The organism is Zobellia sp. 1_MG-2023 (assembly GCF_030549125.1).
Classification (GTDB): domain Bacteria; phylum Bacteroidota; class Bacteroidia; order Flavobacteriales; family Flavobacteriaceae; genus Zobellia; species Zobellia russellii.
Map to the genome: position 1 here is coordinate 41,205 of NZ_JAUOSY010000003.1, position 22,372 is coordinate 63,576.

The window sequence follows — 22,372 nt, forward strand, 5'->3', positions numbered from 1 at the left end:
ACTAGTCCGTTTGTTTATAATAAATAATTTAAAGTTTTTTCTATACTAAAAAAAATATCCAAGCATCAGGAAAGAAGTAGAACTGTAGTAATTGTTCTTAATACTTAAGACTTTCAACATCCAACAATGGAAGAAATAATATTCTCTATCGTGTTATTTGCTTTGGTAACTATCACTATCAAATGGATATCAAGCTGGCAGCTAAAAAAACAAACTTGGCAGACCAAAGCTTTGTTAGAAAAACTAAAACGTATTGAGGTTAATACAGATACCATAATTGTAGATGGCATTAATTATAATGAAAGCGTACCCGTAGATGTTTATGGTACAGAGTTAAACCCAGATGATTCTACTTTTTATAGGGGCACTGGTTTAAACAACTATAGCATGAGAAAAAGGTTCCATAAACAGGAAACTATCACTAGGTTTAAAGCAACCTTTTATATCCCCATCATTTACCAAAATCAGGAATACAAATTCTCTACAAATCTGCCAATAGACCAAATAACGTTGAGAATGAAATTTTATATGCAGAAAGAAATCCCTGTTTATGTACAAGAATTTAATGGGTCAGGGAAAACCACAGGTGTTAAGTTTTTTTTGGACTTTAGATTTTTAAATGTAAAGTCGATCAATTTGGTTACCACCAACTATTACAAAGTAAAGTAACTGTAATTTAATACTGTATCTTGACATGTTTCAAAGTTAATTTATACAGCCAACACACTCTTATCTTACCGTCCAGTTAAATATAGTAAGTCCAGCCTGGCCGCTTTTTATTATTCCTCTAGTAGTTGTAATTCTTACCGCAGCGTATGACACCGGTAATAAATAAGCATAAAAGCTACCTCAATGTTTAGATAGCTTTTATAGTTTCTAGAATCAACCCAACTGTTTTTTATTTTATTTCTTTTCCTTTTTTAAGTTTACAAATTAAAACCCACGCCATCCCTTACCCTACATTCATCCGTATGTAAAAAGAGTACTTGTACGAAATGCCGTTCATCGATTTCAATTCTGATTTTTTGGTAACTCGTATAATTCTAAATACCTTAAACCACTTAAACACAACCGCATGTCTAAAATCGTAGAGATCAAGCTTATTTTAAATGGTAATGCTTTTCTTCCAAAATCTGGTTATTCCGTTTCCGTAGAACAGGCTATAGGTGGCCATAGTACTTTCCGTATCGCTTTTCCGGCCCATGCCACAGAGACCTATGCCGGTCCTCTTATGAAAAATGCCTTGGGCTACATCGGCAAGAAAATGTCTATTGGGCTTAATTCGGGCCTAATGGAATTTACAGGTATTATCACCAATGTAGACCTTCAAAAAGGAAACGGTGCAGCGGGCACCCTTGTAATTTCTGGTCATGGACCATCCGTTTTGCTGGCCAATTCAGTACAGTGCTTCAGTTATGATGAGGGCACATCGCTATCACAAGTAATAGAAGACACCTTAAAAGGACATTCCACCGATATTCTTAAAAAAGGCATAGGAACAGGTACCGATGTTACATTACCGTATACCGTGCAATACAACGAGAGCGACTTATCATTCTTACAAAGACTCTGTAGTCGATACGGGGTATGGCTTTATCACAACGGCCGGGATTTTTGCATAGGGCGAAAAGATAGCACTACGCTGAATGGTGTATATGGAGTTGACGTACTTTCCTTTAACCTATCCACTTCGTTGAAAGAACAAGTTTTTGATATTAAAGGCCATGATTGGGTAAACGACACGCTTTTGGAAGCAAGTTCAACGTCCCACATAGCTAATTCATCTCATCCTTACCTCTCCCCTGTCAAAGGCGAATCGGATACTGTATTTAATAAAAAGAGTAGTTACGATTATACTATGGGCCAGCATGAATATAGCGCCCAATCCGGCCTTGATACGGCTGCTAAGGTAAACACCTTTGGAAGGGCATCGGGTATGGTTACCGCTTCAGGTACTTCTGAGATAGTAGCTTTGCGAGTAGGCGATACGCTTTCATTAAACGGACTTAATTTTTCGAACCCAAAAAACCAAGACCCTTACGGATCTTACGATATTATAAAAGTGGTGCACCGTTTTGACCATAGCGGACATTACAGTAATTCCTTTGAGGGCGTACCCGAAGGTACCGAACACTTACCCTATTCTAATAGCTTTGCTATGCCTCGGGCTGCCGACCAACGCGGGCTTGTACTAGACAATGCCGATCCTGAAGGATTAGGTAGGATAAAAGTACAGTTCCCATGGCAAAAACCAATGGCTACAACTACACCGTGGATTAAAATGACTACTCCTTACGCTGGTAATGGAAAAGGGTTCTATTTTATCCCGGAAAAAGACGAAGAGGTGTTGGTAGGTTTTGAGGGAGGCAACCCTGAAAAACCTTATGTAATAAGTGCAGGCTTCAATACGAAATCTAAAAGTGATTATTATAATTCTGACAATGACCTCAAGGCAATAAAAACCCGTAGTGGGAACGAGGTTATTATGAACGATAAAGACGGGAGCGTAACCATTTCCGATGCCGATGGTAACACGGTAGTAATGAACGGAAAGGGAGAAATTACAATCTCGGCGAACAAAAAACTAACCCTCAATTCAGAGGAAATAAATATAATAGCATCCAAGACTGTCAATATAGATGGCTCAAATAATGTAAATATAAATTCTAAGGAAGTATTGGCCGACGGCACATCTAAGGTAACCGTGAATAGTGCTGCAAAAGTTGAAATGACCGCACCTAGTACCCAAGTAGAAGGCAGCGCCGAACTTAAGTTGAAAAGTGATGGTATTCTAGATGCAGATGGCACGACCATGACAAATATCAAAGGCGGACTTTTAAATCTTAATTGATACCTGGAATTATGAATAACGAGCATAATCCGGTAGCACAATTGGTAACCCGGATCCAACAGAAATGGATTTCAGAGGTAAGTCCACACGAACATATTCAATGGGTGCGGTGGATTATTAAACCTGACCATGCCCGATTGTACGAGGGGTTTCTTCGTTTGGAATCAACTTCACATGGGGCTATTCCCGATATTCCCATTGTACTTCTTAGTCCTTTTGAAGACAGCAAGTCATATAGCAAAGCGCTCTTAAAAGATTGGTTGGACAATTATGAAAAGGATGAAAAAGTTCAGGAACAGATAAGAACAGGAGAATTGAAATTGACCTGGAACAAGGATTATTTTCAAAACCAACTTCAGAAAGATGATGTCAATTTTGACTTACTCTTAATCGAACTGCTAGAAAATTTTCAAAAGTCGTTGCCCAATTCCAGACAGCATTTAGTTCTTTCGTTACTACCCTATACGGTACAATCAATAGAAGACTACAGAGAATGGATGAATACAATTCTTACTAGCGGTTTACCCAATAATGTTCGATTAATGGTTTTTGACCACAGTCCTGAAAATTATTTTGAACCCATACAAATAAAGCATAAGGATATAGCAAAATCGCTCATGGTTGATCTGGACCTAGAGGCTGCTACCAAAAAACTAGCCCTTTCCGGTGACCCAAACGACCCGGAAGTACAATTTAGGGAGTGCATGCTCGAAATGGGCAATAGTGCAGCAAAAAACAACAGAAAACGCCTCCACCAGTGGGGCGAAAAGGGAATTGAGGTCACCCAAAAAACAGGAAATAAAGCCTCGTTTGCAACGGCACATACCGTTTATGCTGGCATGTTATTCAATTTTAAGGAGTTTGATACAATTGACAAATTGTTGAAAAGAGCTCAGACCATAGCCAAGCAGGCCTTCTCATCGGGGGATGATTCCGTAAAGCCCATACTTTTGCAGACTTATGGTTTTATGGCGGCCAGCAAACAGCACCAAAAGGAAGTTGAGAAAGCGGCAGATTTATTTTGCCAGCAGGCTGAATTGGCCATATCTTTTAAAATGGCGCAACAAGCATTAACCGCCTACATGACCGCCTATACGCTAGTAAAGAAGAAGAATACGTTACGTTATCGGGAAATAGTGGCTAAAGCTTACAACTTTGCGCAAACCCTTACTCCCGAAGCGTTAAAAACAAGTCCCATAGGTCATATAGCCTTGGAACATCATTCGCTCTCAGACCCAAAGGTCCAAAAACAAATAGATTCCTTCATGACAGAACTGGAGGACAAAAATTGGAAAGAACAATTGGAAATGCAGGAACATAACCTTAAATCAAGTGTTTCTGCCTAATGAAGGGTCATACGAATTTTATCATACGGCTATTGCTTTTAGTGCAAGGCCAAGATTATTTCATTAATGAACAGCTTTTGCAATTCTGATAGTTTTAGGAGCAAATGCCCGATCAGTATAACAGTTTTAACTAACGATTAAGCCCATAGAAAATGCTACTGGCCAACAAACATTTTACACCGGTTTTAGGAATAGATATTCACATCATTATTTTATTCGGTGTTCCTACGCCCCTGCCCCATCCCTTTATCGGAATGGTAATGGACCCAATGGACTATATTCCCTTTATTGGATCTACGGTAAACGTAAACAGTGTTCCTAAAGGCAATAGCCAAACAGCAGGTATTTTGGGCACTTATTTTCATATTCCAATGGGAGGGCCATTTTTAATGGCTCCCATGATCGGCCATGATTCCGTTAACTTTTTTGGTAGTACTACGGTAAGTACGGAGGGTAACTATTTTTCTCCATCTGGCCATATGCTAATGACCTGTAATGATATTGGCCTGCCCTTAACGTTGGCTCCAGGAAAAAAATTGAAGCCCATACCCAGCATGTATCTTCCGTCATCAATGACCATTCCCTTACCCATGGGCCAACCGGTTATGGTGGGTGGGCCTTATGCACCCGATCTTTTGGGTATGTTAACAGGACTGGCAATGAGTTTCGGTTTTGGTGCCCTTATGAAAGGGGTGGGTAAAGGTTTGGGCAAAGGCCTTAAAAAACTGAACCATTCTGTCTTTAAAAATTTCCCGGCAACCGAAGGTTTAAGCAAAAAGCTTTGTAAAATGGGCTTTGAACCCGTAGACCTGGTAACCGGACGCATGGTGTATGATGGAGAGGATTTTAGTCTTACGGGACCTATCCCAATAACATGGGAACGCAACTGGTATTCAGATTCAAAGTACGAAGGGTTAATGGGGCATGGTTTTCATTCAAATTATGATTTAGCCCTCCACATAGACGAAAAAGAAGATGCTTCCGTATTGCGCTTAGAAGATGGCCGGATTACAGTTATGCCAATATTAGCAATACCCGGAGAACAATATTATCACCGTAGTGAAAAGCTTACACTTACCTACATAGACCGAAACACCTATGAAATAGAAAATCATGAAGAGCAACTTACCTATGTCTATAGCAAACGTACTCCCGCCTTATTCAAGCCTACGGAAATAAGAAATCCTGACGGCTTTAAATTGCAACTGGAATATAACGCAAGTAATGCGCTTACCCGAATAATTGATAGTGTTGGCAGAACTGTAGAGATGCGGTTGGACAATAAAAACCGAATTACCGAAATTTCTGCCGAACACCGTGGTCAATACAGAAAATTGGTCTCTTATAGATACAATAAAGAAGGTGACCTTATAGGAATTGGCGATGCTTTAGACCAGTATACTACAATGGAATATGAAAACCATTTAATGGTTAAAAAGACCGACCGTAACGGGCAGGCCTTCTATTGGGAATATGATGGTAAAAAAACAGGTGCCAAATGTATTGCCACCCGTGGCGACGGGGATATACTTTCCGGAACTTTGGAATATGGCAAGGGTAGAAATATCATTACCAACTCACTTGGTGAAACAAGTATTTATTACTTTAATGACTTGAATCTCTGTACGCAGGTCACCGATCCAATGGGCGGGCACATCTTTCATGAATACACCCCATTTATGGAACCATACAGAGATATAGATGAAGAAGGTAATATTACCGGATACAGCTATGATGAACGTGGAAACTTGGTGGGGCTGCACAGTCCGGATGGCGCTGTAACCACTTTTGTGTACGATGAGAAAGACCGTTTGGTACTGACAAAACCACCTATTGGCGGTTCTACGGTACGCACCTTTAAAGAAGACCGCCTACATGCTATTATTTCCGCTGATGGCGGGGTAACCTCTTTTGATTATAACGAACACGGGCTTATAAACGAGGTACGTGACAATGCTGGTAACACTTCTTCCCTAGCCTACGATAAAGACTTTAACCTTTCTAAAATGGTGCTGCCCAACAAAGCAGCAGCCACTTGGAAGTACGATGCTTGGGGCCGTTGTCATAAAACCAAAAATGCCGCCGGACACGAACAGAATTTTGATTATGACGAGCTAGATCGGCTAAAGCAAGTGGTAGAAGCCGATAATAATGCCGTACAGTTTAAATACAACGCTTATGACGAGGTTACAGAGCTACATCAAAAAAACGGAAAAGTAAAGTTCGAATACACCCCTATGGGAAGCCTCAAAATGAGGGAAGAACGTGGGAGAAAAGTATTCTTTAATTATGATACGGAAGAACAACTAAGTTACATAGATAACGAGCACGGAGAGCGCTACCGCTTTAAACGCAACCCCAATGGGGAGATTATTACCGAAACCGGTTTTGATGGCCTTACCCGCATGTACCAACGCGATCGGGCAGGTAAAGTATACCGGGTAAACCGCCCCGGTGGCAAGTTTACCGAATATGAATATGACAACAATGGTAGAATTACTAGGGCCGAACACAGCGATGGTACATGGGAGACTTATAGTTACGACCGTAACGGCAATCTTATTGAAGCCGTTAACCAAAATAGTACCGTACAACTCATCCGCGACAATGCCGGAAGAGTTGTTGCCGAAAACCAAGACGGGCACCTTGTTGAAAGTACCTATGATAAATTAGGCAACCGAATACAAATTACAAGTAGTCTAGGCGCGGAAATAGACCTATTGCGAAACAAAATGGGCCAGATTGAAACGATGAACGCCCAAGTCTCCGATGCAGCGGCTGAGGACAGCAAAGAAAATGGTTCCGTCTTACACAAAAAGGCGGGAACCTGGTCCGCCAACTTTGCCTACAACAGTGTAGGCATGGAAATAGAACGCCTACTTCCGGGCGGAGTAAGGGCCGAGATGGAATATGACGAGGCCGGGCGTCCCGTACGCCAAAAAGTTACCCGTGCCCGAAGCGAAATGCGCCACAGAACCTATAACTGGAGCGTGAACGACCGGCTTAAGATAATGGTAGACCAGTTGACCAAAGGACAAGTCTCTTACACCCATGACCAGTTCGGTAATTTGGCCTCTGCCAAGTACGAGAATAATGATATGGACTATAAGTTGCCCGATGAAGTGGGCAACCTTTATAGAAGCCAAAGTAAAAGCGACCGTAAATATGGTGCAGGTGGACAATTATTGAAAGATGGCCGTACCACTTTTAAATATGACGATGAAGGTAACCTGACCGAGAAACGGACACCTAGCGGAACCGAAGTATACGATTGGTACGGCAATGGTATGCTACAAGCGGTAACCAAAACCAATGGAGAAAGAGTAGAATTTGAATACGACGCCCTAGCAAGGCGTACGGCTAAAAATGTAATACCGGCACGGGCCAAGTCGAGAAGTGGCATAACGCGCTTTGTTTGGGACGGCAACGTACCGCTACATGAATGGAAGTACCCTTTAAAGGACCGCCCAGAATGGATGGTAGATGAATGGGGCATGCTTACAAAGGATAAAGAAGAACCAGTTAAGAATTTAATTACCTGGGTATTTGATGAAGGCACCTTTAAACCTGCCGCCAAGATTGTAGATGGTGAACACTTTAGTATCATCACGGATTACTTGGGCACCCCCATTGAAATGTACAACGCTCAGGGCGCAAGAACTTGGGCAGTGGAGTATGATATTTACGGAAAAGTTCGTAAACTTGTTGAAGGTGATGTTGGTGATTGTCCTTTTCGCTATCAAGGGCAGTATGAGGATTGTGAAACTGGATTGTATTATAACAGGTTCCGTTACTACGATAGTTCCACGGGAACCTACATAAGTCAAGATCCAATTGGACTTAGTTCAGGAGAACCTAACTTTTATAGCTATGTCAATGATAGTAATAGTTGGGTTGACTCTTTAGGCTTAATGCCCATTCCAACGGATGTAAGCTTTGCAGGAAGTCCAGATTTATTTCCAACAACAGGTAATCAAAAAAATATAGTCCAAATTGTCCTTACTGGTGATAGGAGCTCTGATTTTACTAGAGCTTTTAAGGAAGCAGGGATAAATTCCGGCGACGCTGGAGATTACACTTGGCATCATGTTCATGATTTCGACCCAACAACAGGCACTTCAACAATGGAATTAGTAACTACTGAAGCGCATAAATCAAAAATACCACATAAGGGATCGGCGGGTCAATTTGCAGATTATTTTGGAGTTAAATATGATACTTATGAAGCAAAGATGAAAGCTTATGAACAAGGTTGGAGAAAAAAACCTAAAAAGAGAAAACCTAAAGTAAAGGTTTGTAATTAATAATTGATGAAATGTTCAGAACTACAGCTAAACCAATAACTGAGGAAGAAATATTAGAAATAGAATATAATTTGAATATTAAATTTCCTTTAGATTTTAAAAATCACTATTTAAATTTTAATGGAGGGATTCCTGATAATCCATACTTTTATATGGAAGAGTACGGAGTTTTCCTATGGATTAACAGTTTTATTCCTTTAAAATATGAAAACGAAAAGACTAAAAATTGGACGATTGAAAAATCATACTTAAATTTTGTCAGCAAAAATACCATACCAAAAAATTTCATTCCTTTTGCTGCTGATTATGGGGGAAATCAAGTTTGTATCGACATAGACACAAAGGAAATTTATGTTGTTTATATGGATTTAGGTAACCCAATGGATAACCCAGACGCTATAAGAAAAATAGCTGCTGATTTTCAAAATTTCATAGATAATCTTGAAGAAGAAGGTGAAGAAGAAGAAGATGTATAGCTAAAGGTGAATAATAATTAAATATGAAAAGCTCCCCGCTAGCGCTCGTTTGCAACGAGTGCCATACTGAGTAAGAAACAATATAAGAGCTATCTAAACATTTAGATAGCTCTTGTATTTTTTGGCAAGGCAAGATTGCCCGCTTTGTTTGGGACGGAAACGTACCGCTACATGAATGGAAGTACCCTTTAAAAGACCGTCCGGAATGGATGTTAGATGAATGGGGCATGCTTACAAAGGATAAAGAAGAACCCGTTGAGAATTTAATTACCTGGGTATTTGATGCGACCGAACGTTAAGAAATAGCCCGGTGGGCTATTTTAGTGAGGGGCGAGATGGTGCGCGGGGAAAAACCTGCCGCCAAGATTGTAGATGGCGAACACTTTAGTATCATCACAGATTACTTGGGTACCCCCGTTGAAATAGGGAGGAGCGTTAAGAAAATGTCCTGTGGACATTTTTAGCGAACTAGCCAGCTGGCGCGTGGCATTCACAAGGCGAAAAAACTTGGGCGGTTGAATATGATATTTACGGAAAAGTACGTAAACTTGTTGAAGGTGATGTTGATGATTGTCCTTTTAGATATCAAGGGCAGTATGAGGATGCGGAGACTGGGTTGTATTATAACAGGTTTAGGTATTATGCTGCTGACACAGGAACTTATTTGAGTCAAGACCCAATAGGGTTACATTCTGGAGAGCCTAATTTTTATAGCTATGTCAATGATAGTAATAGTTGGGTTGACTCTTTAGGCTTAATGCCCATTCCAACGGATGTAAGTTTTGCAGGAAGTCCAGATTTATTTCCTACAACAGGTAATCAAAAAAATATAGTCCAAATTGTCCTTACTGGTGATAGAGATGCTGATTTTACACGTGCTTTTAAAGAAGCTGGTATTACAAGGGCTGAAGCTAAAGCGCAAGGTAAGTATACTTGGCATCATGTGCATGACTTTGATCCAGTAACGGGAACATCTACTATGGAGTTGGTTACAACTAAAGCTCATAAAGCTACTATTCCGCATAAAGGTTCTGCTGGACAATTTTCAGACCATTTTGGAGTAGAATATGATACTTATGAATCTAAAATGAAGGCTTATGAACAAGGTTGGAGAAAAAAACCAACGAAAATATCCTGCGGTTAAAAATTCAAGAATATGTTTTTAAATTGTTCAAATCCAATATCGAACGTAGAATTAGAAGAAATAGAAAAAGAGATAGGTTTATCATTTCCTATAGAACTGAAAGAACATTATTTAAAATATAATGGTGGTTCTCCTGTTAATGAACACTATTTAATGGAAGATTATCAAGCTTATATATGGGTCAATAGTTTTTTTTCCTTTAAAAAAAGTGACGATGATTGGACTATAGAAGAAGCTTACTCAAATTTTATAAACAAAAAAGCTATTCCAAATAACTTTATTCCTTTTGCTGATGATTTAGGAGGGAATCAAATATGCATCAATACTGATACAGGAGAAGTTTATATTGTGTATATGGATTTAGGTAATCCAATGGAAGTAGAAGGAGCAATAAGAAAAATAGCAGATAATTTTCAATACTTTGTAGACAATCTTGAAGAAAAAGAGGAAGAAGATGTTTAGTAAAGTATTGAGTAAGGCATAAAGAATTAAGAAGTCCCCCCGCTAGCGCTCGTTTCTAACGAGTGCCGTACGGAGTAAGAAACAACAAACTGAGAGCTATTTAAACATTTTAGATAGCTTTTGTATTTTTTATACATTGGAATTATAGTACCCCCCGCTAGCGCTCGTTTGCAACGAGTGCCGTACGGAGTAAGAAAGAACAAACTGAGAGCTATCTAAACATTTAGATAGCTTTTGTATTTTTAGACAATGAGCAGAAAGTACAAGTTTAAAAATCCCCCCGCTAGCGCTCGTTTGCAACGAGTGCCGTATAGAGTAAGAATAAACTATAAACAAAGCTATCTAAACATTTAGATAGCTTTTGTATTTTTAATACATTGGAATTATAGTAACTCACGAAACATTTTTAATTACCATACAGTTCTGAAAATTGACGATATTGGATTCTTAGAATAAAACGGGTTAAGGTAAAATACATTTTGTTGCAAATAATATGAGTTACAATTTAAAGAAAGTAAGGGACAAATTAACTCTGGGTAGCATAGAATTGCTACATAGCCATACTTTTTTTAATGGTAGAAAATTTCCACAGTCTTATATAAATTTTGTAGAAAATTATGGTTACGGTCTATCATGCGACCTATTTATAATTTATGTTCCAATGGAAAATTATCCCGATTCTTTTTTTATAAGAAGTCAGGAAATCATTGGCACTTATCAAGACGTTCTTGACAACGAAGACGAACTCTGGTTCGACATGGAACCGGACTTATCATATAAAAAATTAAAAGATTTGATTCCATTTGCCATGAGTGAAAACGGACATTATCTTTTTTGGGACATAGAAAGTGAAAACTCTGAGGAATTTGATATTTATATAACAGATTTCAAAGGTTTGGGCTTTACTAAAACAGGGAAAAACTTATACGATTTCTTTGAAAAGCTAACATCTAAAAATAAGTTTAAAGAAATTTTACCTTTCACTGAAAGTTCTTTACCAGCTACCTTTGACCCCATTAATATTAATCCCCGCTAGCGCTCGTTTGCAACGAGTGCCGTTCAGCGTAAGAAACAGCAAACTAAGCTATCTAAACATTTAGATAGCTTTTGTATTTTTAGACAATGAGATTATAGTAACACAAGAAACTTTGCAGGTAATCATTCCCTACTAAAAATTGACGATATTCATTTCTTAGAATAATAAGTAACTGGAACGGCACTCGTAAAATACGAGCGCTAGCGGGGGGGCTTTGATGATCCGGACAACAACATTAAAGCTATCAAGACCCGCAGTGGACACTTGATTGAGCTTAACGATACGGAGGGCGAGGAAAGCATTACCATAACGGACAAAAACAGCAACAAGATTTTCTTGAATACCAAAGACAGTAGCATTAGTATTACCGCTCCCGGGAATTTATCTTTAAATGCCGATACTATTGATATTAAGGCTAAAAAAGGCATTGACGATGAAGTCAGAAGAATCTACTATTGCCATTGGCGCCAAAGATGCAATTGGTATGCACAGTACGGAAGCTACGGTTCAAATTAGTGGTAAAGAAAATGTAGATTTTCGAAGTACGGAAGCAGAGGTCAAAATCAAAGCGAAGACCACCACCAATATTGTTGGAAACAAAAAAGTGGATATCCTTTCTGGAAACGAGCTAGCCATGCATGGCAAGTCTACAAGTAAACTTACCGGTGGTGAAGTTCATGTAAATAAAGGTTAAGATGGAGGTAGAACTGCAGATAAACCCTTATGCCCTACAGCATAAAAACTACCGTCATACAGCAAAATCCATTGTAGCAACTAAGGATATGATGATGAAAAACTCATCTGAAGCCGTTTTACAAAAAACCTACAAACAGCCCAACATATCTGGTAAGGGACTCGTTTTTGATGTAAAAACAATTTCCGAAAAATTTGGGAAAGGGAGTGCTACGGAGAAGCTTAACCGAGAAATGAATACTTTATTACATGAGATTACTGTGGGTACCGATGGAAATGGAAGTTTCAAAAAAATATATAACAAGCCAACCGTAATCGAAAAATGGAACAAAGTTCGAAAACAATGGAAAAAAGAAGCCAACAAAGATACTCGTGAGCAAATAAACAAAACCATCGCCATTGTAGAAGAAAACCTTACCAATGGCAGTTTTGAAAAGGAAGTAGCGAACCAAGGCGCACTTTACTTTTTATTTCCGGGATTATACAGAACCTATAGTTCTAATTCTGAAACCATAGTAAAGCGGCAGCTTGCTAAATTTTTGGTCACCCAGCCTTTACCTTTAAAAATAGAATATAAGTTAATTTCACCGGGCAACGCCAAGGACCCCATAGTTATAGAAGGTATTGGAACCGTTGATGAAGAGAAGTTAGATGCCAAGGAACTGACCAAGTTCATACGCACACTTAAGGATAAAATAGACATGAAGGTGGAGCTTCAAGTAGACTATAAAGAACGGTTGGAGTTCAGTCGAGACCATTGGCTTACAAAGGGTTCACAGCAAGTAAAGGTGAAAATTCCCGGTTTTTATATGACCGAAAGCAAACAAGACATCATTGAACTAGAAAAAGATACACATGGCGAATAAAAAATATGTTCCGCAAGGCACCTATTTGGCCTGTGATAAAGGTACGGTTCCGGTAGAGTTTAAAATTACGAACAATAACAACACTTTCTTGTTTGACGAGCCCGTAGCTAATACAGGAGACATGGTTCCTATGGTAAACGTACAGCCCATGGGGGTTTGTACCGTTACCAGCAGTGCATGTGTACCCGCACCTATCATGTGGGACGGTTTTGAAGATGGCATCTTCGTAGGCCTCTTTAACCCTTTGTTGGAAGACTCGGTATTGCCGTGCGGTGTTGGCGGAAAAATAGAAATCTTTTACTCTTTGGAAGAAGCCACAGCTGCCTGTGCCGAAGAGGAATCCAGCTTTTGGGAGACTTTAGGAAAAGTAGTACTTGTGGTGGCTGCCGTAGCACTCATTGTAGTTACAGGTGGAATGGCCATTGCCGCCATTGGGGCCGTAGCAGCGGCTTCGGGAGCATTGGCAACGGGTATAGCCGTAACCGTTGCCGCATTGGAAGTGGCAGGGTGTCTTTTAACCGTAAAAGCATTGTACGACTACTCCCAAGATGGCGATGAAGAAGCTCTTTTTAAGGAAGTTGCACTAGGTTTCTTATTTTTGGGTGCTGGGAAGGTGCTGGAGAAAGGATTTAGAATGTGGAAGGCGGGTAAGGCTGGAGATGAACTTGTTGAAGTATTCGGAGAAGGTTTGGAGCCTATGTTAAAAGGCAAGGTTGTTAGTCTTCCTAATATTCAAAAAAGTATTTTTAACTATGTAAAGAGAAGTGCCGATGAAGTAGCCGATCTTAGAAAAGCTTTTAATAGTAAAGCGAGAAAAGAATTCTTAGAAGATTTAGGAAAGAATGAAGATTTACTTAGAAATAAAGGTTTCTCAGATATAGACATAGCTAAAATAAAAAATGGAAAAGTACCAAAAGATTATCAAGTACACCATAAGTATCCATTAGATGACGGTGGCACTAACGAAATTGATAATCTTGTTTTAATCAAAAACGACCCTTATCACAAAGCGCTAACAAATCATCAAAATGCTGTTACAAGAGGAATGACTGCGGGTGATACAAGAAACGTTAATTGGTATACTATGGAAGGGTCAGTATACCCATAAAAAAATAAATAATGGAAATTATTAAAGAGTTGATTGTAGAAATTAAAAATGAACAAAAAGAATATGGAGAAAATCTGCAACCACCTGCCGAAATAGAAAATACTCATAAATTAAAATTAAAAATACTAGAATCTTTTAATTTCAACCTGAGTCCTATTTATCTAGATATTCTTGAAATTACTAACGGAATAGATTATGACGGGACAGTTTTATATGCGACAGAAACAACTAAAATTGTCGGGTATGATGACAGGTTTATTGATGGTTTTTTTGAAGCTAATGAAATTTGGCACGAGGACGAGTATAAAAAATCCTTTCTAGTATATGCTGAATCTGATATGTACCTGTTCTTTCAAAGTCTGGAAGATTCAAAATTTTATGTAGTCCCTAAAGATAGTCTCGATGTTATTGTTTATCAAACTCTTAATTCAAAAGACTTCTTCCAAAAAATTCTTGAAAGTTTTCTTGGACGCTTTGTAGAGTAATAGATTTATTTAATCTAGGAAAACCCAGTAAGCTTGCTAGAGAAACTGATAAGGCTGCAATAAAAAAAAATAAAAAAGCAGCAATGAAAAATGCCGAGAAAGCAAAAGCCGGTAATTCTTTAGATGAATATCCATTCGCGTCTTCCAAGCAAGGTGGCGCTGGAGCAAACGTAAAGTCCGTACCTGCAAGCGAGCAGAACATTCAAGGGGGGACCATGTCAAGCTTTTACAAAAAAATAATATTCAAGACGGAGACGAATTTATAGTTGAAATAATTGATTAGGATGAAATAATTTTTTACTAATATAAAAAATTGGCTGAGAAAACTCAATAGAGATATAGTTCTTAGAACTCTTCTTCCTGGAGCAGACGGACAACTTGCATATAGGTTTAAAAAAGAAACAGGCATGAATATTCCTGATGATTTGTAAGCTTTATACAAAAATTCTCAAGGTTCTGATGTTAAAGAGGGAGATAAATTAGAACTTTTTCATTTTTTTCCTGGATTTTATTTTATGCCTTTGGAAGATTCCTTCCTAGACTATAACGCTTTAAAAGACGATAAACGGTGGGATTCAAATTGGTTTCCTATTTTTGCAAATGGTGGGGGGTGATTTTTATTGCGTAGATTGTTCAAATGAACTTGAATCCCCCGCTAGCGCTCGTTTGCAACGAGTGCCGTACGGAGTAAGAAACAACAGACTAAGAGCTATCTAAATGTTTAGATAGCTTTTGTATTTTTAATACATTAGAATTATAGTAACTCACGAAACATTATAAATTACCATACAGTTCTGAAAATTGACGATATTGGTTTCTTATAATAAGCAACTGGAACGGCACTCGTAAGATACGAGCGCTAGCGGGGGTTAAAGGTATTGATGGTATCTATGAAAATGCCACACCACCACCTAAATTTGTAATTGATGAAGCCAAGTTCAACACTGCCGGTTTAGGGAAAACCAAAAGTGGTAAACAAATGTCTGATGATTGGATTAAGAGTGATAACTATAAGAGATTACAAAATCAAGTTGGTCCTAAAAAAGCCAAGGAAATTTCCAGGGCAATGCAAAATGGAGAAGTAGAAAAAGTACTAAGTAGAGTTGATAAAGCAGGTAATGTATCAACAAAGCAGTTAGACAGTGCTGGCAATATAATTGGCAATTGGCCATAACCCTAAACATATTATGAACCTGAGAGATACACTAAACACAAGAGAAGGATATCAAGAATTAATCGATGACTCAATCGAAACTATTAAAGAAGATAAAGAGAGAATTATATCTCTAACCAAGGATATAGAAAATGGCATACAGAATTATCCTAGGCCCAACAAAGAAATAATAAAGGCCATAAAAGACGATTTTGCTGATAAATATTTTGATGTTTTCCTCACCAAATATTCAATTGGTGAACCTGTAAAAGAAATTATTGAATTAGTAGAAATTTTTAATTTGCAGCTAGTTGACTCTTGGGAAATTGAAAGTGGTTACGTTCAAATGGTAAACGCCTTATCTATAGGGATTTTAGTAGAAATTGAAAATTCCAAATTCGACAAATTAGTTAGATTGGTAGAACGAGATAATGTAAACGATTATCTAATCGATTTTTTAATTCGTCATAGAAAACCTGATTGGCCACAATCAGATAAATTCCTTTGGAACAAACCCTATAAGGGAATTTCTGAAATCGTAACCCTATCACAAGAAGATAAAGCAAAAGCCCTTGAAAGATTAAAAAAGTATCTTAGCGAATGGTATAGAAACCTAGAAATCAAGACCCACGAAAGTAAATGGAACATACATACAGGCTATTGGTGTTGGGAAGCAGGTGCTATAGCAAAAATCCTCGGTCTTGACGATAGTAGCCTAAAAGACCAGCAATACTACCCATACGATATGGTACATTGGAAAGACTAGACTAATGAAGAAAATTAGCTCCCTATTAGACTTAGCAGAATTACTAACTGAGGACACCTCCTTAATATCGGAGGTACAGCTGGCCGAAAACCAACCTTTAAACTACTTGAGCCAATTTGCCAATGTATTACAAGAACGTGGTATTGATAAACCTGTACCCGAGCTTCCCTGGCTTGCCATGGTAGACGGTTTGGCCAGACGCGACCTTTTAATAGAACTGGATTGGAAAGATGACCCAGAAGAACTTGTCTCGACAGCACTTCAATTACTTAGGGGCCACACTGATTATGATTCAATTTCTAAACAACTATTAATAATAGAACCTTTTATAGACGAGGATGTAGAGGAGTTTATACCACAACTGAACCGGAAACTTGAATCGAGTAAGGTGCAATTAATTTGGTTGGATATCGATAGCGACAGTTACCCATTAACAACTATTTCCCTAGCCGATTTGACTGTCGCAAAACAATTGGCTATTGAGGCTGGTTATGGTAAAATAAAGAGCTAAGTATTATAATTTAGTACTAGCACTCGTTTGCAACGAGTGCCGTATTGAGTAAGAAACAAACAAGAGTTAAAACAAAGCTATCTAAACATTTAGATAGCTTTTATATTTTTAGATAATGAGATTATAGTAACACAAGAAACTTTGCAGGTAATCATTCCCTACTAAAAATTGACGATATTCATTTCTTAGAATAATAAGTAACTGGAACGGCACTCATAAAATACGAGCGCTAGCGGGTGGTATAATCGATACTTGGTCCGTTAAGTCCGCTTCATTTGAAACAACAGGTGGAGGAACACAATACTTTACGGATAATATTGATGTTTTTGTTCCAAAAAAATAAAAGAAATGAATAAATTAAAAGCAATAGAAACTGTTGAGAAAGCGATTCAAATGTCGGAAGAGCTTTTTAGCCGAAATTCTGATTGGGAACCCATCGTATCTACCCGAATTCAGTTAAAATATATTCTAGAAGCATTGAAAAATGAAGGAGAACGTACAAGACTAACTGATTTGACAATAGGTATTTTTGCTGTAAAAGAATTCGAATCTAATTATGAAAAATTTGCAAACTTAATTTATGAAGTAGTAGAAATAACAACCTTAATGAAGAAAAATAGATTGTAAAATTTATTTTTATGAAAACTCCCCTCGCTAGCGCTCGTTTGCAACGAGTGCCGTACAGCGTAAGAAACAACAAACTAAGCTATCTAAACATTTAGATAGCTTTTGTATTTTTAGACAAGAACTAAAGTTGAGACATCCTATAAGAATGGCCTAAGAAAAACCTACAGCATCACTTTACTTCTTCTAATCATCAGCTACGCAATCAAAATTAAGAACTATTGGGCTTCTTGGCTCAAAGTCAATATCATCCCTATAATCTATTACCTCAAAATTATGTTCGGGCCAGACGATATTGGTCGGGTTACAGGAATCATAAACAAGGCAATCTATTATTTTATTATTTCCGGTGTTTTCGGCAGTACCAAAAGCTGCGAATATTAGAGAGTTAGAGGTAGGATTCCCTCTTCCTTGACCTAACTCGCCACAAATGATTTCTTTAGCCCGAATTCTAGTGAACGTTACATTCTTAGAACCTTCTACGGATGAAACAACGCCATTACCCATCTCTAAAAAGTCCCCCCTGCTAGCGCTCGTATTTTACGAGTGCCGTACGGAGTAAGAAACAACAAACCAAGAGCTATCTAAACATTTAGGTAGCTCTTGTATTTTTTATACATTGGAGTTCTAGTAAATCACGAAACATTATAAATTTCCATACAGTTCTGAAAATTGACGAAATTGGTTTCTTAGAATAATAAGCAACTGGATTGGCACTCGTAAAATACGAGCGCTAGCGGTGGCAAGTTTACCGAATATGAATATGACAACAATGGTAGAATTACTAGGGCCGAACACAGCGATGGTACATGGGAGACTTATAGTTACGACCGTAACGGCAATCTTATTGAAGCCGTTAACCAAAATAGTACCGTACAGCTTATCCGCGACAAAGCCGGAAGAGTTGTTGCTGAAAACCAAGACGGGCACCTTGTTGAAAGTACCTATGATAAATTAGGCAACCGAATACAAATTACAAGTAGTCTAGGCGCGGAAATAGACCTATTGCGAAACAAAATGGGCCAGATTGAAACGATGAACGCCCAAGTCTCCGATGCAGCGGCTAAGGAGAGTAAAGTAAATAGTTCCGCTTTACACAAAAAGGCGGGAACCTGGTCCGCCAACTTTGCCTACAACAGTGTAGGCATGGAAATAGAACGCCTACTTCCGGGCGGAGTAAGGGCCGAGATGGAATATGACGAGGCCGGGCGTCCCGTACGCCAAAAAGTTACCCGTGCCCGAAGCGAAATGCGCCACAGAACCTATAACTGGAGCGTGAACGACCGGCTTAAGATAATGGTAGACCAGTTGACCAAAGGACAAGTCTCTTACACCCATGACCAGTTCGGTAATTTGGCTTCTGCTAAGTACGAGAATAATGATATGGACTATAAGCTGCCCGATGAAGTGGGCAACCTTTATAGAAGCCAAGGCAAAAGCGACCGTAAATATGGTGCAGGTGGACAAATATTGAAAGATGGCCGTACCACTTTTAAATATGACGATGAAGGTAACCTGACCGAGAAACGGACACCTAGCGGAACCGAGTTATACGATTGGTACGGCAATGGTATGCTACAAGCGGTAACCAAAACCAATGGAGAAAGAGTAGAATTTGAATACGACGCCCTAGCAAGGCGTACGGCTAAAAATGTAATACCGGCACGGGCCAAGTCGAGAAGCGGCATAACGCGCTTTGTTTGGGACGGCAACGTACCGCTACATCAATGGAAGTACCCTTTAAAGGACCGCCCAGAATGGATGGTAGATGAATGGGGCCTGCTTACAAAGGATAAAGAAGAACCCGTTGAGAATTTAATTACCTGGGTATTTGATGAAGGTACCTTTAAACCTGCGGCCAAGATTGTAGATGGTGAACACTTTAGTATCATCACGGATTACTTAGGCACCCCCGTTGAAATGTACAACGCGCAAGGCGAAAAAACTTGGGCGGTTGAATATGATATTTACGGAAAAGTACGTAAACTTGTTGAAGGTTCTTTGGAAGATTGTCCGTTTAGATATCAAGGACAATATGAAGATCAAGAAACTGGACTGTATTATAATAGGTTTAGGTATTACTCGGCAGATACTGGGACTTACTGCTCTCAGGATCCAATTGGGCTTGAAAGTGGAGAGCCTAACTTTTATGCTTACGTATTTGATAGTAATTCTTGGGTAGACCCATTTGGTTTAGCAAGATCTAATGCAGGAAAAGCTGCTCTACACAAAGGAATAATGAATGACCCAAAACAACCTAGTCATGTTAGAGGTTGGTTCAAACAACAGCATAATAAAGGTGTGCCATTTAGTAAAATGACTGTTCCACCAGGTTACGATCGTTCTCATTTTAGAGGTTATGAAAGTGCTAAAGGTTATGATTACAGGTATTCAGAATTAAATTTAGAATCAAACCATAAATTACAGCATAAGTATGATGATTATGGGGCTAAGAATAAATAAGGAGTAAGTAAAAAAGGAAAAGGTATATCTAAAAAGAGTAAAAAGAAAGGAAAAATAAAATGTCATTAGACTCTTAAATTTATTTGTAAATGATTGCAAAACAAAAAATTCAAACTTCAGAATATCAAAAAAGAGAGAGAAATTTCATCAAGACAGTGACATCTGAATCTACTTTTCAATTGATTGTAGGCAATGACAAAAGTGATACTTTAATGTTATGGCAGGATGAATATTATATGGAAGAATATTTAAATTCCTCTGGAAAGGATATTGTTTTAAGCAAAATAGATACTATAGAATTTTTGAAATTTATAAAATTGAGTAATTCCAATCATCATTTTTTTATTCATCCAGTCAAAGGAGAGAAAGCACCGACATTATCGGTTGATGAAATCTCAAAAAAGATTATAGAAAAATTAGAAAGTGACGGTGACTACTACGACTCACTGAGAGAAAATAATCTATTATGACTAAGGAAAATTCACAAAGAATAACGGCAGATTTAGTTCTGAAAGATATAAGAGATAATAATTTAAAAAAACGAATTAATGCTTCTTTAGCTATAAATTTGGATGAAGTTTTAGCAGACTATGAACTTGATGAAATAGATGAGTATCCAATTGATATCGATGACAAAGGAATTATGATTGGTTTTGGTGCAGAAACTATCAAAGTACCACCGAGAATAGAATATATTGATTTAAATATAGAAAATAAACCTAGTAGTATAAATTACCTTGAAAAGAAAATTGATATTAATCAAGACTTTTCTAATTTAAATTCGATTAAAAAACAATTAGCACCTTATTCGCATATTAGAGTTTTTCATAAAATAAATGATTTAAAAACAATAAAGCGAATTGTATTTGAATACCTTAATTTGAGATATGAATTAATTATAACAGAGAATAACCAATTATCAAGGATAAGGTTATCTAAATACGAAAATGAATCGGATATAAATATGAGACCTATATATGCTTTTGGTTGAATGGCCCCGATAGGGCTTGCAGGGAATAACCCTAATCAATATGCATATGTAAAAGATGTAAATAGTTGGCTTGATAAATTCGGACTGAATGTTGAATATTACCCTCTAGATAGCCAAGGTAGAGCAACTGGAGGTATTGCGGAAGTTAATAATTCTACCTTAGGATCTGGAACCAAGGCAGGATTATATGATCCACCAGGATGGCAGGGGGGAGCTCATCCATACCATCAAGAACGTGGCCACTTAATAGCTAGAAATCATGGAGGAAGTGGAACAGACCCAAGAAATATAGTTACCATAACAGACGGAACCAATCACCCTGGTATGACAAGGTTTGAAAATAGTGTGACTAGACATGTGAGATCAGGAAATACTGTACTTATTGAAGTAACACCAAATTATTCGGGAAATAATCCTATTCCAGATTCAATAAACATGTATGCTATTGATCAAAATGGAAATGTAATTGCGGACACAACTGTACAAAATGGACTTAGAAAAAATACTGCTTGTTGTAATTAATTATGAGTTTTAATTTAAAAAAAATAGGGAATAAAATTTACGAAAAAGGGGATTTAGTATCCCTATATACCTATAAATTTAAAAATGGGAAAGGGTTTCCTAAATCATATAAAGAATTTGTAGAAAATTATGGCTATGGATTAACTGGTGAATCTTTCATTGTATATATACCTATGGGAAATTACGGCGATTCGTTTCATATTCAGAATCCAATTTTCAAAGAAGGTTTTTTGGATGTTTTGACTTGGGGTGACCCAGAAGAACTGAATGAAGACATATTGTATCCCGATGGAAGCCTTGAATTATTAAAAAGAGCAGAGCCATTCGCTAAAAGTGTGGATGGAGAATATCTCTTCTGGGATATTGAAAGTGAAAACGAAGAAGGAGAGTTTGATATATATATTACAGATTTTCGTGGTTTAGGTTTTACGAAAGTTGCTGAGAATTTATATCAATTTTTTGATAGAATTACGTCTAAGTCTGATTTTAAAAGTATTATACCTTTTAACGAGTTTCCCTTATCCCCCACATTTAAACCTTTTTCAAAAGTAGGATAGCGCGCATTTTTTGG

Annotated in this window: 24 protein-coding genes; 23 read left to right on the forward strand and 1 reads right to left on the reverse strand. The window is 38.0% G+C overall.

The features are described from left to right. The first annotated feature begins 126 nt into the window (after positions 1–126). From Q4597_RS07560 to Q4597_RS07645, 18 genes are all read left to right on the forward strand, one after another. Complete coding sequence (locus Q4597_RS07560; protein WP_303405615.1) at positions 127–669, forward strand: hypothetical protein; 543 nt, start codon at positions 127–129, stop codon at positions 667–669. Positions 670–1,075: 406 nt separating this feature from the next. Continuing rightward, on the forward strand, positions 1,076–2,851 hold the full coding sequence (locus Q4597_RS07565) for a type VI secretion system Vgr family protein (RefSeq protein ID WP_303405616.1): 1,776 nt from the start codon (positions 1,076–1,078) through the stop codon (positions 2,849–2,851). A gap of 11 nt (positions 2,852–2,862) precedes the next feature. Then, complete coding sequence (locus tag Q4597_RS07570) at positions 2,863–4,197, forward strand: hypothetical protein (protein ID WP_303405617.1); 1,335 nt, start codon at positions 2,863–2,865, stop codon at positions 4,195–4,197. Positions 4,198–4,349: 152 nt separating this feature from the next. Further along, positions 4,350–8,501: a DUF6531 domain-containing protein gene (locus tag Q4597_RS07575; RefSeq protein ID WP_303405618.1), complete on the forward strand. Its 4,152-nt coding sequence runs from the start codon at positions 4,350–4,352 to the stop codon at positions 8,499–8,501. Between the two features lie 11 nt (positions 8,502–8,512). Then, the gene (locus tag Q4597_RS07580; RefSeq protein WP_303405619.1) at positions 8,513–8,977 is read left to right on the forward strand and encodes an SMI1/KNR4 family protein; all 465 of its coding nucleotides are present in this window, start codon (positions 8,513–8,515) and stop codon (positions 8,975–8,977) included. A 526-nt stretch (positions 8,978–9,503) separates the two neighbouring features. After that, on the forward strand, positions 9,504–10,121 hold the full coding sequence (locus tag Q4597_RS07585; RefSeq protein ID WP_303406054.1) for an RHS repeat-associated core domain-containing protein: 618 nt from the start codon (positions 9,504–9,506) through the stop codon (positions 10,119–10,121). 12 nt (positions 10,122–10,133) lie between these two features. After that, the gene (locus Q4597_RS07590; protein WP_303405620.1) at positions 10,134–10,583 is read left to right on the forward strand and encodes an SMI1/KNR4 family protein; all 450 of its coding nucleotides are present in this window, start codon (positions 10,134–10,136) and stop codon (positions 10,581–10,583) included. 493 nt (positions 10,584–11,076) lie between these two features. Beyond that, positions 11,077–11,619, forward strand: coding sequence for an SMI1/KNR4 family protein (locus Q4597_RS07595; protein WP_303405621.1), 543 nt, complete (start codon positions 11,077–11,079; stop codon positions 11,617–11,619). Positions 11,620–11,883: 264 nt separating this feature from the next. Next, positions 11,884–12,135 (forward strand): hypothetical protein, encoded by a 252-nt coding sequence (locus tag Q4597_RS07600; protein ID WP_303405622.1) that lies wholly within the window; start codon positions 11,884–11,886, stop codon positions 12,133–12,135. Further along, positions 12,053–12,313 carry a hypothetical protein gene (locus Q4597_RS07605; protein ID WP_303405623.1) on the forward strand — a complete coding sequence of 87 codons (261 nt, stop codon included), beginning with the start codon at positions 12,053–12,055 and terminating at the stop codon, positions 12,311–12,313. Before Q4597_RS07600 ends, Q4597_RS07605 begins: the two co-directional genes overlap by 83 nt. Position 12,314: 1 nt before the next feature. Next, positions 12,315–13,178: a hypothetical protein gene (locus Q4597_RS07610; RefSeq protein WP_303405624.1), complete on the forward strand. Its 864-nt coding sequence runs from the start codon at positions 12,315–12,317 to the stop codon at positions 13,176–13,178. After that, complete coding sequence (locus Q4597_RS07615) at positions 13,168–14,286, forward strand: PAAR-like protein (protein WP_303405625.1); 1,119 nt, start codon at positions 13,168–13,170, stop codon at positions 14,284–14,286. Before Q4597_RS07610 ends, Q4597_RS07615 begins: the two co-directional genes overlap by 11 nt. Positions 14,287–14,297: 11 nt before the next feature. After that, positions 14,298–14,771, forward strand: coding sequence for a YrhA family protein (locus Q4597_RS07620; protein ID WP_303405626.1), 474 nt, complete (start codon positions 14,298–14,300; stop codon positions 14,769–14,771). After that, entirely contained in the window at positions 14,771–15,037 is a 267-nt protein-coding gene (locus Q4597_RS07625; protein WP_303406055.1) for a NucA/NucB deoxyribonuclease domain-containing protein, read from the forward strand. Before Q4597_RS07620 ends, Q4597_RS07625 begins: the two co-directional genes overlap by 1 nt. A 713-nt stretch (positions 15,038–15,750) precedes the next feature. Next, a complete protein-coding gene (locus tag Q4597_RS07630; protein ID WP_303405627.1) occupies positions 15,751–15,945 on the forward strand; it encodes a hypothetical protein in 195 nt (64 codons plus the stop codon). A 13-nt stretch (positions 15,946–15,958) separates the two neighbouring features. Continuing rightward, on the forward strand, positions 15,959–16,690 hold the full coding sequence (locus Q4597_RS07635; RefSeq protein ID WP_215439415.1) for a PoNe immunity protein domain-containing protein: 732 nt from the start codon (positions 15,959–15,961) through the stop codon (positions 16,688–16,690). Positions 16,691–16,694: 4 nt separating this feature from the next. Continuing rightward, positions 16,695–17,201: a DUF6630 family protein gene (locus Q4597_RS07640; protein ID WP_303405628.1), complete on the forward strand. Its 507-nt coding sequence runs from the start codon at positions 16,695–16,697 to the stop codon at positions 17,199–17,201. A gap of 348 nt (positions 17,202–17,549) precedes the next feature. After that, positions 17,550–17,828 carry an immunity protein Tsi6 family protein gene (locus Q4597_RS07645; protein ID WP_303405629.1) on the forward strand — a complete coding sequence of 93 codons (279 nt, stop codon included), beginning with the start codon at positions 17,550–17,552 and terminating at the stop codon, positions 17,826–17,828. A 183-nt stretch (positions 17,829–18,011) separates the two neighbouring features. Here Q4597_RS07645 and Q4597_RS07650 read toward each other — a convergent pair whose 3' ends face one another. Continuing rightward, the gene (locus Q4597_RS07650) at positions 18,012–18,332 is read right to left on the reverse strand and encodes a hypothetical protein (RefSeq protein ID WP_303405630.1); all 321 of its coding nucleotides are present in this window, start codon (positions 18,330–18,332) and stop codon (positions 18,012–18,014) included. Between the two features lie 510 nt (positions 18,333–18,842). Here Q4597_RS07650 and Q4597_RS07655 point away from each other — a divergent pair. The 5 genes from Q4597_RS07655 (at position 18,843) to Q4597_RS07675 (ending at position 22,358) form a co-directional block, all read left to right on the forward strand. Then, the gene (locus Q4597_RS07655) at positions 18,843–20,288 is read left to right on the forward strand and encodes an RHS repeat-associated core domain-containing protein (RefSeq protein WP_303405632.1); all 1,446 of its coding nucleotides are present in this window, start codon (positions 18,843–18,845) and stop codon (positions 20,286–20,288) included. An 89-nt stretch (positions 20,289–20,377) separates the two neighbouring features. After that, on the forward strand, positions 20,378–20,758 hold the full coding sequence (locus tag Q4597_RS07660; protein WP_303405633.1) for a hypothetical protein: 381 nt from the start codon (positions 20,378–20,380) through the stop codon (positions 20,756–20,758). Continuing rightward, positions 20,755–21,279, forward strand: a complete 525-nt coding sequence (locus Q4597_RS07665; protein ID WP_303405635.1) for a hypothetical protein — start codon at positions 20,755–20,757, stop codon at positions 21,277–21,279. The genes Q4597_RS07660 and Q4597_RS07665 overlap by 4 nt, the downstream gene beginning before the upstream one ends. Further along, a complete protein-coding gene (locus tag Q4597_RS07670; RefSeq protein ID WP_303405636.1) occupies positions 21,280–21,801 on the forward strand; it encodes a DNA/RNA non-specific endonuclease in 522 nt (173 codons plus the stop codon). 2 nt (positions 21,802–21,803) lie between these two features. Continuing rightward, complete coding sequence (locus tag Q4597_RS07675; RefSeq protein ID WP_303405637.1) at positions 21,804–22,358, forward strand: SMI1/KNR4 family protein; 555 nt, start codon at positions 21,804–21,806, stop codon at positions 22,356–22,358. The last annotated feature ends 14 nt before the right edge of the window (positions 22,359–22,372 follow it).